11 protein-coding genes and 1 pseudogene are annotated in these 22,948 nt (G+C 41.3%); 10 read left to right on the top strand and 2 right to left on the bottom strand.

Annotated elements, in window-relative coordinates; all coding sequences use genetic code 11:
* Nucleotides 1-335 precede the first annotated feature (335 nt).
* The 3 genes and pseudogenes from BM739_RS05830 to BM739_RS05820 form a co-directional block, all read left to right on the top strand.
* The gene (locus tag BM739_RS05830) at nucleotides 336-9,623 is read left to right on the top strand and encodes a tandem-95 repeat protein (protein ID WP_076538346.1); all 9,288 of its coding nucleotides are present in this window, start codon (nucleotides 336-338) and stop codon (nucleotides 9,621-9,623) included.
* Between the two features lie 19 nt (nucleotides 9,624-9,642).
* Nucleotides 9,643-10,119, top strand: coding sequence for an Imm26 family immunity protein (locus tag BM739_RS05825; RefSeq protein ID WP_076538343.1), 477 nt, complete (start codon nucleotides 9,643-9,645; stop codon nucleotides 10,117-10,119).
* A gap of 166 nt (nucleotides 10,120-10,285) precedes the next feature.
* A pseudogene (locus tag BM739_RS05820) lies at nucleotides 10,286-10,813 on the top strand (transposase); the annotation flags it as partial.
* Nucleotides 10,814-11,217: 404 nt separating this feature from the next.
* Here the strand turns inward: BM739_RS05820 and BM739_RS05815 are convergent.
* Nucleotides 11,218-11,532, bottom strand: coding sequence for a glutaredoxin family protein (locus BM739_RS05815; RefSeq protein WP_217697828.1), 315 nt, complete (start codon nucleotides 11,530-11,532; stop codon nucleotides 11,218-11,220).
* Nucleotides 11,533-11,827: 295 nt separating this feature from the next.
* Here BM739_RS05815 and BM739_RS05810 point away from each other — a divergent pair, with 295 nt between their 5' ends.
* The 7 genes from BM739_RS05810 to BM739_RS05780 all read left to right on the top strand — a co-directional run bounded on the left by BM739_RS05810 (nucleotide 11,828) and on the right by BM739_RS05780 (nucleotide 21,248).
* Nucleotides 11,828-12,334 (top strand): VF530 family DNA-binding protein, encoded by a 507-nt coding sequence (locus tag BM739_RS05810; protein WP_076538338.1) that lies wholly within the window; start codon nucleotides 11,828-11,830, stop codon nucleotides 12,332-12,334.
* A 174-nt stretch (nucleotides 12,335-12,508) separates the two neighbouring features.
* Nucleotides 12,509-13,663: a BamA/TamA family outer membrane protein gene (locus BM739_RS05805; protein WP_076538336.1), complete on the top strand. Its 1,155-nt coding sequence runs from the start codon at nucleotides 12,509-12,511 to the stop codon at nucleotides 13,661-13,663.
* 125 nt (nucleotides 13,664-13,788) lie between these two features.
* The gene (locus BM739_RS05800; RefSeq protein ID WP_175609494.1) at nucleotides 13,789-14,565 is read left to right on the top strand and encodes a hypothetical protein; all 777 of its coding nucleotides are present in this window, start codon (nucleotides 13,789-13,791) and stop codon (nucleotides 14,563-14,565) included.
* A 672-nt stretch (nucleotides 14,566-15,237) separates the two neighbouring features.
* Complete coding sequence (locus BM739_RS05795; protein ID WP_076538334.1) at nucleotides 15,238-17,073, top strand: GGDEF domain-containing protein; 1,836 nt, start codon at nucleotides 15,238-15,240, stop codon at nucleotides 17,071-17,073.
* A gap of 296 nt (nucleotides 17,074-17,369) precedes the next feature.
* Complete coding sequence (locus BM739_RS05790; RefSeq protein ID WP_076538331.1) at nucleotides 17,370-18,221, top strand: mannosyl-3-phosphoglycerate phosphatase; 852 nt, start codon at nucleotides 17,370-17,372, stop codon at nucleotides 18,219-18,221.
* A gap of 1 nt (nucleotide 18,222) precedes the next feature.
* Nucleotides 18,223-19,443 carry a glycosyl transferase gene (locus BM739_RS05785; RefSeq protein WP_076538328.1) on the top strand — a complete coding sequence of 407 codons (1,221 nt, stop codon included), beginning with the start codon at nucleotides 18,223-18,225 and terminating at the stop codon, nucleotides 19,441-19,443.
* A 62-nt stretch (nucleotides 19,444-19,505) separates the two neighbouring features.
* Nucleotides 19,506-21,248 carry a sugar phosphorylase gene (locus BM739_RS05780; protein ID WP_076538448.1) on the top strand — a complete coding sequence of 581 codons (1,743 nt, stop codon included), beginning with the start codon at nucleotides 19,506-19,508 and terminating at the stop codon, nucleotides 21,246-21,248.
* Nucleotides 21,249-21,376: 128 nt separating this feature from the next.
* Here BM739_RS05780 and BM739_RS05775 read toward each other — a convergent pair whose 3' ends face one another.
* Complete coding sequence (locus BM739_RS05775) at nucleotides 21,377-22,828, bottom strand: methyl-accepting chemotaxis protein (RefSeq protein ID WP_076538324.1); 1,452 nt, start codon at nucleotides 22,826-22,828, stop codon at nucleotides 21,377-21,379.
* Nucleotides 22,829-22,948 lie beyond the last annotated feature (120 nt).

Raw genomic sequence — 22,948 nt, 5'->3', positions numbered from 1 at the left:
GTGTTTGAAATAGATATATCTCGAAGTTTAGTTGATGTATTGCCCCTCAAAAAAACTAATATAACCTTCAATTGAGTGGCCAAATTATCTATACCACTACACCTACCGAATAGGCAGCAAAACCTCTTCTTATGATTATAAGAAGAGGTTTTTTATTTGAAAAATATGGGGGTGACGTAGTTAAAAATCATGAGATAGTTTTATATACATTCATAATTTAGATTAGATTGTTTTTAAAATAAAATAACGTGGTATTGCTATCTACATGAAATAAAAGTAAATTGTTTATTTGCATAACATTTTAGTAACCAAAACATAACCTTCATGGATGATATATGCTTTTTCAAACCTCTTTTCGTTTGTCGGGTGCCTGTAAAACTATTGCTTTTATATTTTTGATAGCCTCTTCTAGTTTTGCTTTTGCTGAGCAAAAACTGAAATTAACAGGGCATGGCTCTCCTCGTGTCAAACATGAGTACTTGGTTAAATTAAAGTCTTTCGACCATAAAACCGTATCGCAATTAAAAACCGCATTATCTAAACAAAAATTTGCCAAAGTGATAAAGCAATATCAAAAATTGGGTTTAGTTCATGTTTATTTGAACGATAGTCAAGCAGAGTTGGTATCAACCCTGCCTTTTATTGACTTCGTTGCAGCTAATAACCTTGTCGAAGCATCTGGTTACTCGGCATCACTGGATAGATTAAATCAGCGAACATTACCTTTAGATAACAATTCTACTTTAGCATTTACTGGCTCAGGACAAACTATCTACTTGGTTGATTCTGGTATACGGTATGATCATAATTTACTTAGTTCAAAAGCCTCTTTTCATTGGGACTATAGTGGAGGACAAGGGAGTGACTGCAACGGTCATGGCACTTTTGTTGCGGGTGTTCTGGCTAGTGTTGTTCCAGATGCTTCAGTAAAATCAGTTAAAGCATTAGATTGTTCTGGCTCTGGGAATGTAAGTATTATCCTTCAAGCTTTAGATATGCTGCAGCATACAGCCATTCCGCGTTCAGTCATCATGTTATCGTTTGCGGGTGGTGCTAATACAGCGTTAGATTCCGCTGTTAACTCGCTTTCAAACTCTGGATTTAGTGTCGTTGTTCCTGCAGGGAATTATAGTAATAACGTGAGTAATTACTCCCCAGCAAGAGCTTCTGGCTCAATCACTGTGGGTGGTATAACAGGAACAGATGCATTCGCTTCGTTTAGTAATAGGGGCTCAGCAATTGATTTAGTCGCACCAGTCAGTGCAGAATCAGCAGATTATTTATCTGCAACAGGCTTAAAAACATTATCAGGTACATCTTATGCTGCTGCATATGTAGCAGGTGGAATCGCAGGATACTTTTCATTAGGGAAGCCCCTTCAACAATTTTTTGCCGATGCAACAGCAATTAGTACTGGCAGTCTTCCTTATTTTGAACCTGGAAATACACCTCCTACTATAAGTAATATTTCAGAGGAGATGTCAATCAATGAAGATTCATCAAAGTCACTTAGTTTTATTATCGACGATCGTGAAACCTTGGCTCAAAATTTAACATTAAGCAGAAGTACTACTAATCCAGCTTTAATTCCATTAGCTAGTGTGATTTTATCAGGCTCTGGAAATAGCCGTACAGTAAAGGTAACTCCTTCGGTAAATAAATACGGAACAGCCAATATTACATTACAGGTATCTGATGGCGAACATATTACGACTAAAGTCATTACCGTCACAGTTAACGCAGTCAATGACAAACCAGTGATTTCGGCTATTTCGAATCAGAGTTTTAATGAGGATACCAATAAAAGCGTCAGTTTTAGTATTAGTGATGTAGAGACATCAASCTCMTCGCTAGTRGTGACTCGSAGCAGTTCAAATACCAGYTTATTACCTACAGGRAATGTTGTCTTGGGGGGAAGTAGTGGTAGCCGGWCGGTGACATTAAAACCTGTGGCAAACAAATTTGGCACGAGTACAGTGACCATCAATGTGTCAGATGGYASSGCGACGACAAGTAAAAGTTTTACCGTCACAGTTAACGCTGTGAATGACAAGCCGGTGATTTCGKCTATTTCGAATCAGAGTTTTAATGAGGATACCAATAAAAGCGTCAGTTTTAGTATTAGTGATGTAGAGACATCAASCTCMTCGCTAGTGGTGACTCGSAGCAGTTCAAATACCAGCTTATTACCTACAGGGAATGTTGTCTTGGGGGGAAGTAGTGGTAGCCGGTCGGTGACATTAAAACCTGTGGCAAACAAATTTGGCRCGAGTACWGTGACCATCAAYGTGTCAGATGGYACRGCGACGACAAGTAAAAGTTTTACCGTCACAGTTAACGCAGTCAATGACAAGCCGGTGATATCGGCTATTTCGAATCAATTAACCAACGAAGATACACCTACAGGAAGTATTAACTTTACTGTTAATGATATTGAAACAACAGCGACTTCATTAATTGTAACGGCGAATTCAAGTAATAATGAATTAATCTCCGTGAATAATATTATTTTAGGTGGGAGTGAAATTAACCGATTTGTAAAATTAGTACCTCAAACCAATAAATATGGCTCGGCTACGATAACGATAGTCGTGTCTGATGGTTCGACAACAACGACTGAAAATTTTACATTTATTGTTAGGCCTGTAAATGATGCGCCAACAATTAGCTCCATCAGTGGTGTTGTGATAGATGAAGATACGAGTACGGGTAATTTATTATTTACAGTAGATGATATTGATAATGATGAATCGTTATTAATTGTTACAGCTAGTTCTAGTAATCTTGAGTTGGTGCCAAATGAAAACATAAAAATCATTAATACATCTAGCTATCGATATGTAGTTATTCATCCAGCATCTAATCAATATGGGCACACTGAAATTAGCTTAACCGTATCTGATGGTGAGGCAGCTTCAGCGAAGTTGTTTTCTGTTATGGTTGAAGCGGTACCACCAAACAGTCCCCAAATCACTGTTCCCAACATTATCGTTAATGATGGTGTTGTTGATGTTAGCTGGAATTCTGTAAACGAAGCAACACATTATGAGATTGAAAGAAGTAAGAATAATTCAGGTTATTCGTTATTAGCTTCAGGAATTAATGGTGTTAGTTATAGTGATACCTCAATTGAGGATGGTAGCTATAAATATAGGTTAAGAGCGTGTAAATCAGTTTTCTGTAGTGAATATGATACCTCGATAACCGTTGTTGTTGATAGCAGTGTGCAAGATTGGATGCCATTTGGTTCTGTGAATGTTTCTGATGCAGGCGGAAGCGATGTTACACCTTCAGAGCCTGTAGATTTGAGTGCCTCTGTGTTGAAAGGAAAGGCGGGAGTATCAGGAGGTCAAGCAAGTTATCAAATTCCAATAGACCTGCCACCTGGACGTAATGGTATTCAGCCTAAAGTATCACTGAGTTATAACTCCCAAGGAGGTAATGGCGTATTAGGAGTCGGCTGGTCACTCAATGCAGGCTCGGCAATTAGCCGCTGTGGGCCGACTTATGCCCAAGATGGTTTTACTCGCGCAGTGACCTTTAATGCTGATACTGATAGGCTATGTTTCAATGGCCAGCGACTTATTACTTCAGGAACTTATGGTGCCAGTGGCACTGAATACCGCACCGAAATGGACAGCTTCGTCAAAGTGGTACAGTCAGGTGAGATAAACTCAGCTTCAAGCAGTTTTACTGTGCATCGCCCGGATGGTTCAACAGCAACCTATGGTGAAAATGCTAATAGCCGCTTTATTCCTGATGGTTTAACAACTACGTTAAGCTGGAAAATTACTCAAGAGTCTTGGGCTAATGGTAACAACACCATAGATTATAAATATGATACTGAAGTTAGCGGAGAGCATTTATTAGAAAGAATTTATTACACTGGAACAGGATCTCAATTAGGTTCAAGGAGCATAAAGTTCAATTACGAGCCGCGTGATGACATCCGAATTAGTTATTTAGGTGGTGGTAAAGTTAGCGCTTTAAATCGACTTAGAACCATAGAAGTTTATCAAACCTCAGATGACTGGATTTCGCAATTTGAACTAGCTTACAAACCTAGCCAAAGTAGCAATCGTTCTCTATTAAATACGATAATTCATTGTGCTAAGAAAGATGGTTTAACACAGTGTTTGCCTGCAAATAACATCAATTGGCAAGACCATCAGTATATCTCAGAGCCGACAGCTGTTATGTTTGGCGAGGAAATACAGTTTGAAAATGTGGCGAAGTTAAATGAGTTTGAGCCAATTGGTGATACAAATGGTGACGGTGTTCTCGATTGGAAAGGTTTTAATACTAATGCCGAGACAGAGGTTGTTAATCAAAATAATTTGAGTTTTGATAATACATGTAAGTATAAAAATGATATTGCACAATATACATGTATATCTTTCGATGCAGATAATGATGGTATTACAGATCTTTATAAAATAATAAATGATTATTTATATATTCATTTATCAAAAGATAATAGAGGGCTTGTCAATACCAATATCCAATTAGAGGAAATGGGGAGCGTTGGAGTAAAGTCGGAAAGAATTTTAGCCGCACAAGACTTTAATGGGGACGGTTGGGTAGATCTAGCTATACTGAGGTTTAATAATAAAGGCTGGGAAAGTCCTGTTGTTTATCTTCATACTGGAGAACCGAATCAACCATTTAATCATGTACATCAAAATTTATATCAATTTGATAGAACAAATGACTTTTATTCCACATTTGTTGGAGATATAGATGGTAATGGGTTGAGTGATATTCTCGTATCTAAATCGACTTTTTATGATAATAGAAGAAATAAACATAGTCATCCCAATGGTGAACCCTCTCACTTTTTATTAAATAAAAGTACTCCAACGTCAATTATTTTTGAAGAGAAAGCAATCAATGAATCTGTTCGTTTAGGATTGAGTAGACCAATAAATGAAGATAAGTTTGAGAAATCAATTTTCCATTATTTGATTGATATAAATGGTGACGGAAGACAAGATTTTTTGAGTTGGGATACTGGATATCTTGGTGCACATATTAATAATGGTCGCGGTGAATTCTTAGATGTCATTAACTTAGGGGCTTTTTTCAATACCAGAAGTTACGATATTGATGTGAATAAAAGTACAAATGGAGAGCCAGACAATAGAACAATTTCCTATCCAAGGTATTATGATGCATTACGAATTGGTGATGTAGATGGTGATGGGATAAATGAACTTTTAGTGCCTGGTGAGCGAGTTGTTAAAGCTTGTACAGAAATCTACGACGGTTATCCAACACAAAAATTACGAACAATTTGTGGGGCGAGTATATATGGCTCAATAGAAGGTCCTGATAATACGACATCACTTATTCAAGCCAATAAAGCTGACAGATCGATTTACCAGTACGATGCGATATTTTTTGATGTTACAGAGCTAAACGATGTTAATGCAACGAGAAAAAGCACTCAGTTTTTTGGCGGAGTTCAACAAACTAATTTTATAGATGCTTTTGGTGATGGACTACTTGATTCGTTATTTGTTTACCAAAAGCCAAATGCAGCCTTTTGGTATGAAGATATAGACTCTAGGTTTGGTACGAAATATGGTGCTTATATTTCAAGAAATAGAGGCGCAGTTGAAGAAACGATACAAGATTCAAGCTATCAGCCTACAGATTTCTTAGCATCCGTTACCGATGGAATAGGTAATCAAAGCTCTTGGCGCTATCGTCCGCTGTCGACTGGCGAAGGTAGTGCAGGTCAAACCCAAATGTACCAGACTGACCATGAATACCTGGGCGATGGCTATATTCACTTTGGATCTAGCATGTATGTGGTGCAGTCCTTTGAGCAAAGTAATGGTATAGGTGGCAGTAATACTACCGAGTATGCCTATAAAGGCGCCATGTATAACCTTGAAGGTCGCGGCTTTACTGGCTTTAGAGAAATGATAGAAAAGGATGTTGCTCGTAATATAACCACTCAAACCGTATTTAAGCAAAAATTCCCACAAGTAGGCTTGCTTGATTCTCAAACCGTTAAAGTGGCTGCCACGACCGTTGCTCAAACCGATAACATTTGGGCGGATAACCCGCAGCACAGTATCAACGGCGTATATCACAACGTGAATACTTCATCACTGACTCAACACTATGGGTTAAATGGCAGTAGCGAGCAACGTTCTAGCACCTTGCAAACTATTGACACTGCTGATGTCACTGAGAACGGCAATATCAAAAAACGCACCAAAACTGTTACCGACTATATCGATGGTGGTGCTAATAGTTATCAAACGGTGACTGAAACTGACTACACGCCAGATATCGATAATTGGTTTTTAGGCAAGTTTGGCACGAAAACCACTACTACCAACGTGACTGCACGTGACTGGGCAAGTGACCCTTATAGTGGGGCAGATGCTGAGCAGTCACAAACCATGACGGTTGATGAATGGCATCCATTGCACCATAAGCCTATTAAGGTTATCCATACTGCCAGCGGCAGCACCTGTGATCGGGAAGAGACCACGGTGCTGAATGACTACGGCTTGCCAACTTCGGTAACCATTAACGGTAGTACAAGTGATTGTGGCGCCATGGCCGCGCGAACAACTGGCTTTACTTATACTAAAGACGGTAGCTCATCTTCGAGCGATGGCTACTTGCCCTATACCGTGACTAACGCAAAGGGTCATGCGACTACAACTAAGTATGATATGGGGTTAGGCGTGCCGACTAAAGTTACCGCGCCAAACAACATGATTACCGAAACGCAGTATGATGCTATTGGTCGCCCCGTGCAGGTTGAACAAACGGGTAAACCGACCCAATACCTGCGTTATTTGTTAGCGCAAAAAGGCAGTCACGCGCCAAGTCATGCCAAACTACTAATGCGTATGATTTCAGCGGGGATACCGACTCAAGAGGTGTACTCTGATAGTTTAGGACGTCAGTTGCGCAGCGCCACCCAAGCATTTGATGGTAGCAGTTATCAATATGTGGATAAACGCTATGACAGCCTTGGCCGCCTCACCCATGAATCCTTGCCTTATTATGATGGGAGTCAAGCCGATTATACGGTGTTCAGTGGTTTTGATGCCTTTGATAGACCAAGTACTCGCAGCTTACCTAACGGTCAATCAGGCGGCTTAGTATCAACGTATACTTATTATGGCTTAACTACTGATATCACCGTTGAGGGGCGCACTATGTCGCGCACTTACGGCATGCAGGGTCAGCTTTATGAGACTGTCGATGCGGCTAGCGGCAGTAACCGGTTTACTTATGACGGTGCAGGCAGACCGCTTATCATTGAAGATGCTAATGGTAGTCAAATTGTTGCCAGTTATAACGGCTTTGGCCATAAAACGCAGGTTGTTGACCCCAACCAAGGTACCACCATTTTTGGTTATAACACTTTAGGTGAACTAGATAAGCAAACAGATGCCAATGAGGTTATGCAAACATTCTCGCACGATACCTTAGGCCGTATCACTGCAAAAAACATTACGGGCAGTAATGCCGATGGCAGCGCAAGTTACACATGGGATACCCTTAAACAAGGTATGCTTACCAGTGAAACTCAAAATGGAATAACCCGAAATTATACCTACACCAATGTACTACAATTAGCCAGTAGCTCAGTTAAGGTAGCGAGTAGTGTAGGCGGGGATAATGTTACCCGCATCATAAGCCATCAATATGACGGATTTTATGGTCGTCCTAAAGGACTTACTTACCCCAATGGTTTAACTCTAGAATATCGATATAACGATGCAGGCTACCTTGCACAAACTCGTAATGCTGCTTCACAGTATGTATATCGAGACATTACTCAAATGGACGCCGCAGGACATATTACTGGAAGCCAAATGGCCAATTCGTTGTTAGAACAAACGAGTGATTATAACAGTGAAGGCACTATGGCAAGTACTGAAGTTTCAAGCTCATTGGGCTTGTTACACAGCCATTACTATGATCAATATGATAGTTTCATGAATTTAATGGAGGAACGAAACGGTGCTACAGGCTTAGCTAAAAGTTATGAATACGATGAGCTAAATCGTCTCGAAAAATATACTTATAGTAACGCAGGTTTTGCCATTTATGATAATACAACTCCGTTTGCTGCTACTGTAAATTATGGCTACGATGCAGTGGGTAACTTGCTTAAAAAGACAGATTACAGTCGCAATACGGCTAACGCTTATGAATACAATAGCAGCTGTGCTTCAGGCAGTAATGCAGTGCCGAATGCGGTATGTGCTATTACTAAGCTAAATGGCTCGCGAGTGCAATTTAGCTACGATAGCCGCGGTAATTTAATCAGTGGTGATGGGCTTACCATGACCTACAATGCGCTGGATAAACCATTAACTGTGGTAGGGCGTGGGCCGAACAACAACACCAGCACTGGTTTTGTGTATGGCAGCGATAATATGCGTGCGCTACAAACCCGTACCGTCAGCGGCAAAACCACTAAAACTCATTATGTCGATAAGCTATTTGAAGCTGATATCGATGGTAGTTGGCGCGCTTACATTGGTGATATTGCGGTATTGAGTTACACCCCAGAGCGCAGTCATCAGTTGCTGTACACCTTGCGTGATAGGCTGGGTAGTGCAACAACCATGGTCGATCACCAAGGTAATATTATCTCTCAGCGCTACTTTGACCCGTTTGGCCGAACTGCCACGGCGAGTGTGGCCGGCAGCTTAGGCGATCTGATTGAGACCAATGGTAATCGCCGTGGCTTTACCGACCACGAACATTTGAATGAACAGCAGTTAATTCATATGAACGGTCGAGTGTATGATTACAACATGGGTCGCTTTATGTCGGTGGACCCGTTTATTCAGTCTCCGACATCTACTCAAAGTGTTAATCCGTATTCGTATATTATGAATAACCCGCTGGCGGGGACGGATCCAACTGGGTATGCGGCGGATTACATCAATGGTGTCACTTTTGGAGCTTCAGCTAATTTATCGAGTGGACAGGTTGAATTACTTTCCTCTGCTGATAGCTGTTCATTTTGTACAGGTGAATTTGCTTCTGGAGTTGATGTCGGTAGTCAATTACAGAGTAACTACGCAACTACTGGCTCAATTTCCAGCGCTGTTCTTGGGGTTGGCTTAGCTAAAGCCTCGAATGCAAAGCCACGAAAGAAAAATGGTGCCAATAATAGTGTTAAAAGTGATAAGGCATCTGATATAGGGGCAGATAGTAATTCAAAAACAGGTATAGTATATGAAAGAACCAATCCCAATACTGGTGAATGTTACATTGGCCAGTGTAAGTCCCCTGAGCGCTTTGAGAAGCGTAAAAAAGAGCACGACAAAAAACTTGGGGTTGAACACAAATATAAAATTGTTGATAGAGCTGAGCCAGGCGATGCGTTAGACGCTGCTGAACACAATAAAATACAGGATAAAACTGCTGGAATGAGGGCTAAAGATTCTGATGCAGTTCAAAATAAAAAGGATCCAGTAGGTCCTGCTCGTAGACCTAAAATGGGGATTCCTGAGCCCAAAAGAGCTAGTGGTGATAAAGCTGCTTCTGGTGGAAATAAAAGCGTTAAAGGTGTTGTAAGAGTGACAGGTAGAATCGACAGTTTAAAACTCAGAAAAATGGATAAGTTGTAACTTAAAGAGTGTGCAAATTATGGCAAGAAAAAAAGTAAAGTTTGATATGGGTGATGTATTTTTAGTCCCTCTTGAAAACGATGCAGGCTACGGAGTTGGTACGGTAATAGAAGTTACACCAGATGCATTAAATAGCGTCTTGTGTAGTTTTTACAACATATATCTCGCTAGTAAAGAGGACTTTAATGTCGATGATGTAACTGAAAACAAAGTTATCTCGCTTCAATTCACAACCCCAGATCTATTAAAAGAAGGGGTTTGGGAGGTTTTAAAGAAAGTTGAGCCATTAGAAGCAAACGACTATTTTGATTTTGACTCCTTAAAAAGTAATGGTTATATTGGGGCCGAAATAGAAGGCTCTGCTATTATTCGAAAGTTTTTAAGTGCTTTTCATGGAGTTCACCCTTGGAATTGTTATTTTAAAGATGATTACTTTGATGAAATGATGCTCGATCCACACAATAAGCCTGATTGTATTTATTTTATAGAAAAATAATATAGGTACCCACCGTTTAAGAATAGGAATGACAAATCAGACTTAAATAGCTAATGATTTCCTGCTTCTTAATCAGCCCCATATTTTGGGGCTTTTTGTTGCGCTTTATTTGGAATGTTTGACCAGCAGAGTAAGCAGTGTTCCCCAGTAGAAAGTGTCAGTTGTGGCCAATAAAGAAGATAACTGCACTGGTCGTTTTTGGGAAGGGCGCTTTAAATCCCAAGCACTACTTGATGAAGCAGCTGTATTGGCCTGCATGGCATATGTGGATTTGAACCCTGTTCGTGCCAAGATGGCAGCAACCCCTGAAACCTCCGATTACACCAGTATTCAGCGACGAATTAACTCAGCTATAAACGGTGGGCAACCAAAAGAGTTACTTCCCTTTGTGGGCAATGAGCGTTTAGATATGCCCAATGGCTTAATGTTCAGTGTAAAAGATTACATTGTACTGGTTGAAGATACAGGGCGGATTATTCGTGATGATAAGCGCGGCGCAATTAGCGGGAGTAGTCAGGATATTCTCAATAGATTGAATATTCCTGCTGAAAACTGGTTAAAAATCACTACAGAATTTGGGGCATTATTTAAAGGTGCGGTTGGTTCATTGCCTGCGTTGACTAAATATTGTGAACATGTAGACCGCAAACGACGACAAAGTGCCTCTAATTGCCAACGATGGTTGACAGCCTAATATATAGGCAAACTGCAGCTATTTATTTTTTATTGAGTCGTCATCAATTTTCAGATATGTCACCTTTTTGGTTTTACGAGTTAGGAGTAGGTCTTGAGTTTTAAAGAATGAGAATAGCTAAATTATTGCCATTCTTCTAAATCATATAATGTAAATGATATTTGTCGCATTATGTTGTCATAAAAGTACATGGAAAAGTTTTGGCTCCAGAGATTGCTTCAATTTGTCAGCTTACGGTTATATTTTATGTCAGGATATGGTTATATTTTTCAACTAAGCTATTGAAAGTTTGAAGCGACCTATGTCAGGTTATGCTTCCAGCGACATTTCAGTTAGTGGTCGATAACAACACCGCTATTTTACAAATCCCATACTTAGATTAAGTATGGGATTTACGATTGAAATTATCGCTTCTCATATAGTTGCTGAGCCATTTTTCTTTCATTATAACCTCGGATAATGGTGCCATTGATATCAAGTAATGGAATGATATCCCCACCTAGATTTTCATAACGCTCTAGACCTTCAGTTGACTTTTCAATATCAAATTCAGTATAGGCAATGTTATTTTTATCAAAAAAAGCTCGTGCTTTTTCACAATAGCCGCACCAGTCTGTGGCGTATAAAATCACTTCATTAGTTTGGTCGTAGTTCTTAGGGAATAATGGCCAATTTTGATAGATGGCGAATAGGATGCAGGCAATAAATATTTTCTTCACATTATCTTCCTTGATAACTAAAAATGTTTAATACACTCATATTCTAAGTGCAGGTTAAATTTTGAACTGGCGATAATAGCATTAATCTTGCAGATATTAAAATTGTGCCTTTATACAGTAGGTTACTTATATGATCGATATACCATGTATGAGATGACGTTATTTCTTTTGGGTAATCTTGATGATTGATTATAAAAAATATCCCAATATCTGCAGTTAAAAACGCTATAATGTGCTTAGCAGTTCACATACTGCTTTACTCCCTTTCAAATACTATCCTTTATTAGAGTCTCACATGATTGAAAAGCAACAGAATAACCCACTGCACGGCCTGAGTTTAGACATCATGATGACTGAACTGGTTGATTTTTATGATTGGAAAGTGCTTTACGCGGCACTGAGGTTGGAGTGCTTTAACCTTAATCCAAGTATGGAAGCGAGTATCAAGTTTCTTAAAAAAACCGAATGGGCTAGAGAGCGAGTAGAGTCTTTCTATCTTTATCGTTTTAAGCAAATGCCTAAAGGTACTGCTGAACAGTTTGAGCTAAAGCCACGTGCTCGCGGTTTTGCTGATGGTATTGTGCCACGTAAACCTCAAGAGTTAACGGTTGAGTTGTTAGATGAGCAGCGCGCTAAAGCCACTGAAAATTATGAAGCGATGAAGGCTAAAAACCAGCGTCCTCGTTATGGTAGCGATAAGCCAAGACAACAAGACGCTTATGCGCAAAATCGTAGTTCAGAAAAATCGGGCGCCAAAAGACCTGCGCCATCGCAAGATCCTAGTAACCCTTGGGGTAAATAGACTTTGAGTCTATGTGTTTTGAGATAAAACTCATCATTGCTAATAAATGCCGTTATTTTTGCAACAATAGCGGCATTTTTTATTGCCCAAATTCTGTTAAAATGCGCTCGGCAAGTCATATGACGGCTTAAAAGTGCTTATCACCTTCCCATCCCATCATTAATTAGAGTTGTTATGAAACGGATTTTATTCTTAGTATGTATGGCGTTTTCTAGCGCAAGTATCGCAGTAGAACCTTTATTTGAAACGCCAAAAGACATGCAGCCGACTTGGGTGGATGATATTTTGTCAGTGTTTGGCGCAGATGGTGAGTTTGATGACAGTAAAACCATCGATATGAGTTATTTGCCCACAGCTTATTACACCCCTGAGAAAAAATTTGGCTTAGGTTTATTAATGGTGGGGCTATATAAAACCGATGGCGCAGCGGCACAGGAGCAGCCCTCATCTTTGGTGCTGAACTCATTTGTATCGATGAATAATTCTTACGGCGTTGAAGTGGAAAATATGACGTTTTTCAATCAAGGCAAGCAGCGTTTATTGCTGCAATTAGAGTTACATAATGAAGCTGCAGTGTATTATGGCCAAGGTATTGAGCAAGGCAATATCGATGCCAATCATCATGAGTTTGAAGAGCAACTTTATAGTTTTAAACCGCGGTGGATGACCGAAGTTGCCAGTAATTATTTTATTGGGGTTGGCGCAGATTTTATTTATGCCAGCGCTGAAAACTTAGCCTTAGTTGAGCCTGAAATAGCCGTTGATGCCACGGACATTTTGCCGAATAATTTTAGTTCGGGGCTGGTTGTCACCAGTATTTACGACTCGCGAGATTATCGCTTAAATGCCACTAAAGGCTGGTTGTTTCAAGTGGATGCAGGCCTATATCAAAACGATCAATCATCGTCATTTTCAACTTATAATATTGAGCTCGCCAATTACATTGATTTAAGCGCTATGTCTGCGCCAGGATTAATCGCTTGGCAAGTGCAAGGTCACTTTACTGATGGCGATGTGCCTTGGAATTTACTGCCTGACTTAGGTGGCTCTAATGCCATGCGCGGTTATATCAAGGGGCGTTATCGCGACGAGCAAATGATGATGGGCCAAGTTGAATATCGTTTACCGATTTTTCAGCGTTATGGCATGGTTTTTTGGGGCGCGGTGGGCAGCGTGGCACCTAAAGTAAGCCAATTGTCGGATGAGTTAATGACATCCTATGGCACTGGCTTTCGCTTTAATATAAAAGATAATATTAATTTACGTTTTGATGTCGGTGTGGGCGAAAATGAAACTAACTTCTACCTTAACGTCAATGAAGTGTTTTAATTTTTAATTTGACCGATTAGTGACAGGCGAGCATGAATACAACACCTTCTGAGTTGCATATTAGCCCCAAAAGATGGCGAACGTTTGCTAAGTCATTGGCTAAAATATTGGCTAAGTCATTAGCGATGCCATTAGCGATGCCATTAGTGATATTGGCCGCACTGTATGGGGCTGTGGTGAGTAATGCATATGCAAATGATGCCATCGCCAATAACGCGCTTGCGGGTGAAGCTCTTGTTAATAAAACAGCGACACAGTGCCGCCGCAATGCCCTTTACAGCATTTATCTTAATGGAATACATACTGGTGAAATGACCAGAACTGAGCATTGGCATGACAAGTCGGCGGTAGTCACGTCAAACAGTGAAGCCAGTATTTTAGGCATTGGTACCCAATATCAGCAGCGGGCAGAACTGTCTTGGTCTGATGCCACTAATGAATGGTTAACGAACAAATTTCATCAACAAGTGTCAGGATTTCGCTCTCGGGATATGCAAGTCACCTTTGATGACACAGGGCGACGGTCGCGAGTCGATATTGATGGCGAGGTGGCAAACTACGTCTCAAAAGAACAGCCTTTGCGTGATGTGGATACCTTAGCCATTCAAATTCGGGAGCATTTGTTACAAGGTCGGCAACAATTCGCCCTAGTAAGGCAAGCCTCCGATGGCATCGAGCCTTACCAGTTTTATGTACAGCCAAAGCAAACGGTTACACTTGCACCTTGGGGAGACTTAACCTTGATCCCAGTCGAGCAAACTGGCGATGAAGATGTCACCTACTATTTTGCTGCAGATATGGATTATCAACTGATTAAAGCCCGTTATCACGGCATTATTCTTAACGGTTTAATTGAACTTGATAGCTACACTTCATCCTGTGAGTCAGGCTCGCTTAATTAATGCCAATTTACCGCATGACATTAAACCGTTAGCCATAAGATCCCATCAACACATGCTCATGCTAGCGCATATCTGTTCAAGTATCGTCCGAGGTTAAGGCCTCAATTATTCTCAAGACCTCGATTAATTAGGACATAGTTAACGCTCGGTCGCTGCCCGCTCTTCGCAACGTTCTTTAATTAACACAATGATTTTAAATCTATGTCGGTATGCTAAATGCTATTTGGGGGTTATGGGCTGGCGGCTTTAATCAGTTAATCGCGTTAACCCTGAGTATGTTTCAGTGTTAGCGGTTTGTTTGTATCAATTGTCCTAGGCTAAGGCCTTAATTATTCTCAAGACCTAAATTAATTAGGGCATAGTTAGCGCTCGTTCGCTGCTCGCTCTTCGCAGCGGCAGTTCTTTAATTAATACAATGATTTTAAATTTATGTCGGTATGCTAAATGCTATTTGGGGTGTTATGGGCTAGCGGCTTTAATCAGTTAATCGCGTTAACCCTGAGTATGTATCAGTATTGGCGGTTTGTTTGTATCAATTTGTTGGTAAGTGTCTATTTTGGGTGAAAACTGTTTCATGTTGTTGCTAAGTGGATATACTACGAAAGTGCTATTTAACTAACGCGAAAAATGGATTGTTTGTAGATGAGAAGATTTATCCCATGGCTGTGCAGTATGCTTTTTTTAGTAAGCTTAAGTGCTGTTGCCAATGATGGTTTCCTCAAACTAGAACAATCAATTAAAGGCCTTTCTGCTACAGAATCGATTGCGTTATTAGACCAATTTGATCTTACAGGCAGCAACTTTGATGCTGAATCTCAAGCAAAGTATTATTTTGTTTATGGCCAGCAGTACGAAAAAACTCGCCAGTTGGAATTAGCTATAGCCAGTTATGATAAAGGTATAGCGCTGGTTAGCTCTTTGGCGGTGACTGATATCTTAATTGATAGCTACTTAGAACGCTCCTTTGCTAAATACCTACAAACGAATGATCCTGCAGTTTACTGTGAAGATAGAACACTTGCCCTCCATTATGCTCGTCAGCATAACAACTCAGAATTACTCGCTAAGACATTAACTCAAAATGCTTTTTGTTATACAGAGCCTACTACGGTTCAACAAGGCATTGATTTATTGAGCGAAGCGCTGACAGTCGTTGATAAAAGTAGTGCGCTAAACTTAAACCGTAAAGCTTTGATTTATAATGCGACAGGTAATCTTTATCGGCGTGTGGGATTGCATCAACAAGGGTATGAAAACTTTGAAAAAGCCTACCTGACTTGGCAGCGCATTAATGACAAAGAAGACATGTTCAATATGCAACACAATATGCTTAGCGAGGCATTAAAGCTAGGGGATTGGGATAAAGCTCAGAAAAGTCTGACGGTGCAGTTCACTTTGGCCAATGAAGTTAAAGATTACAAAGATTTATTATTTTTTGCGCACCTAAATAGCGGCCGCGTGGCGCTAAGAATGAATGATTTTCCCCTTGCTATTGAGCATTTAGAAAAAGCGGTTTCATTACACCACACTTCCAAAGAAAGTTATTTTAAAACCAGCAATTACTTATATCTGGCGTTAGCTTATTTAAGAATTGGTGATGCAGTAAAAGCGGCTGAAATGGCGCGCGCATTTAAACAAGATAAACACTTTAGTCAAAACCAGCAAAGCATGATTTTACAGGCCGATGTCATTATTGCGATGGATGAAGGAAAGCCCATTGAGGCCGTTAATACGCTGCTGGATGTCATCGATTTAGAAAGGGAGGCGCATCAAAGCGTCATTAGTAATCAAGTTATCATTTCTGCGCTTGGGCATAATGACCAATTGGTCAATTTTGAAAATCAGTTACTGGCGAATAGGCTTGCTATTAATGAATTAAATTTGGCCGCAGTTGAAGACAAAGAGCGTATTTATCAGCTTAATCTGATGCTACTTTTTGTTTCTGCAGTGGTGCTATCAACCTTGATTATTTTCCTCTTGGTCTCGCGGCGCTCGTTAAAAGTTCGTGCAGAGGTAGACTTTCTTACCGGGCTTTATAATCGTGGTCAAACCTTCACTAAAGGTCAGAGTCTCGTTGAAAAAGCCGCTAAAAAACATCAACCATTAGCCGTGATCCTGTTTGATATTGATAACTTTAAGACCATTAATGACACCTACGGTCATCATGTGGGCGATCTAACCCTCAAATCACTATCAAAAAGAGTAAAAGCCTTATTAAAAAACAGTGACTTGATTGGCAGGATTGGCGGTGAAGAGTTTTTGATAGTTTTACCTAATACTAATATGGATCAAGCCTTTGCGATATCAGAGCGTTTGCGCCAAGGCATCGCGGCTCAAGCGTTCCAGTTTGAGGATATCAGCCTTAATTTAACCGTGAGTATGGGGGTAGTAAATAACCTTGATAACAGCAAGTCATTATTTGAGCTAGCAAAAATAGCAGATGAAGCACTTTATCGAGCTAAATACGCGGGGAAAAATAAAGTCCACCTTGCGGCTGAGTGCGCATGACCCTTGGCAAAAACATCTTGGCCAATACTGTCCTATCAGCAAGTGTAAATAGCTAACCTTTAACGACCTGTTTGCACCGCAATGGTGCAAGGTGTGGTTTAAAATCCTGCATTTATGATCCATTTCTGTGTTTTTTTCAATGTGTTCTTTCCCCGCGGATAAATTATTTAATCAATAAATTCAGCATCTAATGTTTAGTTTCTAACCATTTTAGTGCAAAGCGCCAAAAGCTGGCATGTAACCTGAAACATTTTTAGGCAGTTGAATAATTGTTTAGGTAATGGAAGGGAATAAATATGACCACAAGACCGCTAATATTTACAGACATGGACGGTACTTTACTTGATCACTTTGATTACAGTTTTTCTAGCGCTATCGCAGTCATTGAAGGGTTAAATGAAAAGCAAATTCCTATCATCCCTAATACCAGTAAAACCTTTGCCGAAATGGAAAAGTTTCAGCAAACCATTGGCTTTAATTCCCCGTTTATTTCAGAAAATGGCGCGGTGATCTACATCCCCATCGGCTACTTTGACACTCAGCCTCAAGACACCTTTACCCAAGGGTATTATTGGGTAAAAGAATTTTGTGAGCCAAGAAGCCATTGGTTAACCTTACTGGAAACCGAGGCCAAAGCATTTGCAGAAGATTATCTCGGCTTTTCATCTCTGACAGCCGAAGAGCTTTGTGAGCTAACGGATTTAACCCCAGAAAAAGCCACTCTGGCCTTAGTAAGACATTACTCTGAGCCGCTGCTGTGGACAGGTGATGAAACTCGAAAACAAGCCTTTATTGCCCATATGAATAGCCTAGGCGCGAACATGCTCCAAGGCGGGCGCTTCTTACATGTTGGCGGCCATACAGATAAAGGCCGCGCCATGGACTGGCTAGCGCAGGAGTACGCCAATGTGTACCAAACCAGCGTGCAAACCATCGCCCTCGGTGACAGTGGCAACGACAGCGCCATGCTAGAGGCGGCAGATATTGCCATTCAAATTAAATCTCCAACTCATACTTTTCCAAAAATCGATACCGCATCAACACCGATTCAAAGTAGCCAATACGGGCCTAAAGGCTGGGCAGAATGCCTAGAAGCTTTGTTTTTAAACCCAAATTCTTCAACATCATTGAAGCTTGAGGAGGCATAACATGGCTGATTTTTACCAAAATGGCATAGTGACTACCCTACATAACCTGACCCAGCGTACCCATGAAGAGATGGAGCAGGACTTACTCAAATTTGCTAAAACGCGGCCCTTAGGGCTGATTTTACCTTCGCTGTATTCAGAGCTAGAAGGTGAAGCCTTACCTGCAATTATCAGTAAATTAAAAGACGTGCCTTACTTAAATGAAATTGTGATTGGGCTTGATAGGGCCGATAAAGAGCAATATAAACAGGCGCTGGGCTTTTTTAATCAGTTGCCGCAACACCATAGAGTGCTGTGGAATGACGGCCCCAGACTGCAAGCCCTTGATGCAAAGTTAAGTGAGCTAGGCTTAGCGCCTAAAGAGCTGGGTAAAGGCCGTAACGTTTGGTATTGCATGGGCTATATTTTGGCATCAGGCAAAACCGAATCAGTGGCACTGCATGATTGCGATATTGTCACCTATGAAAAATCCCTGCTGGCAAGATTGTTATATCCGGTGGCCAATCCACAGTTTAATTATGAATTCAGTAAAGGTTTTTATGCCCGCATGTCCAACGGCAAAATTAATGGCCGCGTGTCGCGGTTATTGGTCACACCATTGATCAAAGCCTTGCAAAGAGTCGTGGGTCATAATGATTATTTAGAATATATGGACAGCTTTCGTTATCCATTAGCCGGTGAGTTTTCATTTAGACGCGATGTATTAAACGATTTACGCATTCCAAGTGATTGGGGCTTAGAGATTGGCGTGCTGAGTGAGATGCACCGTAACTATGCGCACAACCGCATTTGTCAGGTGGATATTGCTGATAATTACGATCATAAGCATCAGGATTTATCGTTAGATAATGCTGAAGCGGGCTTATCAAAAATGTCCATTGATATCACCAAAGCGTTTTATCGTAAATTGGCCACCCAAGGGGAAACCTTTAGCACTGAGGCCTTTAGAACCTTAAAAGCGACCTATTATCGTATCGCCCTCGATTATGTGGAAACTTACCATAATGATGCGCTTATGAATGGGCTCACCACCGATATCCATACTGAAGAAAAAGCCGTAGAAATGTTTGCCCAAAATATTGTGACCGCTGGGCAGCGTTTTCTTGATAACCCAATGGAAACCCCTTTTATGCCAACATGGAGCCGGGTGATCAGTGCGATGCCTGATGTACTTGAGCAACTTAAAGAGGCGGTAGAGGCGGACAATGCAGAGTTTATGTAATCATGAGTGAGATTTTAGGATACCCGCGAGCAGGGCAAGCTCGCAGGTTTGAAGAGGTCAAAATGGCAGACATTAATGCACTTAAGCAAAAGCTAATTCAGCAGCTAGGTTGTATTTATCAAGATATCACCCTAGATGTGTCAGCGGATGATCTGGCTGAGCAATTGATTAACACCATGAATATTAGTGTTGATTGCGATGAGCCACACCCCTATGCCAATCATTGGTCGCAGCAAGATGTCATCATGATCACCTATGGTGATAGCATTATTCAAGAAGGGCAAAAGCCGTTGTCCATTCTGGCAGAATTTATGGATAACTACCTTGAGTGCATCAATGGGGTGCATATCTTGCCATTCTTTCCTTATAGTTCGGATGATGGCTTTGCTGTGATTGATTACTCAAGTGTCAATGATGCCCTAGGTGATTGGTCTGATATTGAGCTGATTGCCAGCAAGCGCAGATTAATGTCTGATTTAGTGATTAATCACTGCTCTAGCCGCAGTGCTTGGTTTCAAAACTTCATTAAAGGTGAAGGCCTTGGCCATGATTACTTTTTTACCGCTAAGCCTGAGGATGACTTATCTGCGGTAGTGCGGCCACGGACATCTGATTTACTAAGGCCCACAGAAACCGCTACAGGTCTGCAGCATGTGTGGTGCACCTTTAGTCATGACCAAGTGGACTTTGACTTTAGAAACCCACAAGTGCTGCTGGAGTTTGTGAGGATCATCAGGCAATACCTTGATGCCGGCGTGAATATTTTCCGCTTAGATGCCGTGGCGTTTTTATGGAAAATCGTCGGTTCTAAATCGATTAACTTAGCGCAAACCCATGAGGTAATTAGATTATTACGCACCCTTATTGAGCATGCGCAAAATAATGCGGTGGTGATCACCGAAACCAACATACCCAATACCCAAAACCTGACCTATTTTGGTAATGCTAACGAAGCCCATTGTATTTATAACTTCTCATTGCCGCCGTTATTGATTAATACCTTGATCACCGGCAGTTGTTTATACCTTAAACGTTGGCAGATGAGCATGCCGCCCGCGCAGGACGGCACCACTTACTTTAACTTTATCGCCTCCCACGATGGTGTGGGACTAAGACCTGCTGAAGGCTTATTAGATGAGGACGAAATTAACACCCTAGTGGAAACCATGGTGTCATTTGGCGGCAAAATATCTAGCCGCACCTCTGAAGATGGTCAGCAAAAGCCCTATGAAATGAACATTGCTTTAATTGATGCCTTACAAGGCACAGTGAAAGGTAAAGATCAGTTTGGCTTAGATCGCTTTAGCTGCGCCCACGCGATTATGTTGGGGCTTGAGGGAATACCGGGTATTTATATTCATAGCTTGTTAGGCACAGGCAATGATTATGAAAAGCTCGCCAATACCTCCCACAACCGCGCCATTAACCGCCACCGTTGGGATTATAACGAGTTAAGTCGATTACTAGCAGATGATAATAATCAGCACAGTAAAGTGCTGGCATCATTAATTAAGCTGATTAGCATACGCACCCGCCAGCGGGCATTTAACCCTAATGCGACTCAGTTTACTTTGCATTTAGGCTTACAGTTATTTGGGTTTTGGCGTCAAAGCCGCGATAGACGACAAAGCATTTTCTGTATCAGTAATATTACCGATCAAGTGATGGAGCTGCCGTTGGCTGAGCTGAATTTAATTGGCACTGAAACCTGGTTTGATCTCATCGACGGGGAGGTGATTGCAGATATTAATGCAGTGATGTTACTTGAGCCCTATCAAACGGTGTGGATCAGCAACGTGGCTTAGTGTAAACACCGCTTAAAAGATAAATTGCTTAAAATCAGCAGCCTAAAGCAAAGGGTTAACCTTGCTTTAGGTTCGCTGTTTATATCGTTGTTATTTAGCTTAAGTGCTGTTACTTCGCTAAAGTGCTGTTATTTAGCTAAAGTATACTGCTTTAAAATACCTTCTAAACCATTCGAAGAGTCATTTAAATTGGTGGCGATACTGACCGAGCGCTGCGCACTATCCTTGATGGTTTCCGCTTGACCGCGAATATCTTTAAGTTGGCCGGCAATATCTCGCGCTGCCGCACTTTGCTGTTCAGATGAGGTCGCTATTTGACTGCTCATATCAAACACATTGCTAATAGAACCAACCATTTGATCCACGTCGTTACCGACAGACTCAATGGCATTACGGCCTTTATCTGCCTGCGCCACAATATCTGTGGTGATATGCGAAAGAGTATTGGTGTCTTGCTGCAGTCCCTCAATCATGGTTTGAATTTCAACTGTGGCTTGCTGGGTGCGGCTGGCAAGCGTGCGCACTTCATCGGCGACCACGGCAAAGCCTCGGCCTTGCTCACCGGCGCGAGCCGCTTCAATGGCAGCATTAAGGGCTAACAGGTTAGTTTGTTCTGAAATGCTGTTAATGGTGGTCACCACAGCGCCAATGTTGGCCGCAGCAGTAGATAACTCCGCCACTGAGCTTGAGGCTTCTGAAATTCTGCCGGTTAAAGTGCTAATACGGGTAACGGCTTCAGTAATTTGTACCTGACTGTTGTTGGCCTGAGCGGAATTAAGCTGCGTTTGCTCTGAAGTATTAGAGGCATTGTGGGATACCTCTTCAATGGCTGCGGTCATCTGCGCCATAGCAACCGATACTGTATCTAAAAACTCATGCTGGTACTGGGTTAATTGCTCACTTTGCTGCGCTTGTTGATTAAACTCAACCGCAGCCCCTGCCAGTGTTTCAGCATTCACCGCAATGGCAGATACCATTTCACTCATATTATCGGCGCTGCGATCAATTTCACGGGCAATAACACTGAAATCATCGCTACCAAAAAAATTCAGTCGCTGGCTTAAATCACCATCAGCAAGGCGCTTAATGGCTATATACATATCCCACAGGCCGCCACCAAGGGAGGTCGAGATCCAATAGCAAACCAAATATAAGGGCAATAAGCTCAATAAGGCTATCATCAGCATGTTGTTAACCGCTGATTTTGCAGCCATTTCAACTTGGGTGACATTAATAGTGGTTACAAGTGCTTGATTGCCGACTGCAGCGCTGACGGTAATGTTATCGCCGCTACGTTTGGCGGCGCTCATATAACCCACAGAGGCATTTATTTGTCGGGCAAAGTCAGCCAGTGCATCGTCTGATAAGTTTTGAGCCTTGGCACTGTTCGCGTAAGCATCAATGGTTGTTTGGGCAAATTGCTGTGATGACTGGCTTATTTGGCTATTGCTATTAAAGTAATTTGTCAGTGCTATTGCTGCGGTAAAAAAGGTGACTAGGGTACAAATAACCCAAAATTTACCATTTAGGCTTAGCTTAATTAGTACGGCATCGACTTTGCGAAAACTAATTTGTTTCATTTGAAATCCTCGGCGTAAGCCTTAGTCTTTGTATGTTGCTGATATAAAAAGAATCGTACTGTTATTTGGCTGCAAATAAATTGACGCTAATCCCAGTGTTAAATGATTGGCGTTATCTGC

The sequence above is a fragment of the Shewanella sp. UCD-KL21 genome (genome assembly GCF_001957135.1).
Taxonomy (GTDB): domain Bacteria; phylum Pseudomonadota; class Gammaproteobacteria; order Enterobacterales; family Shewanellaceae; genus Shewanella.
This window is presented reverse-complemented; position numbering and strand designations above follow the sequence as displayed.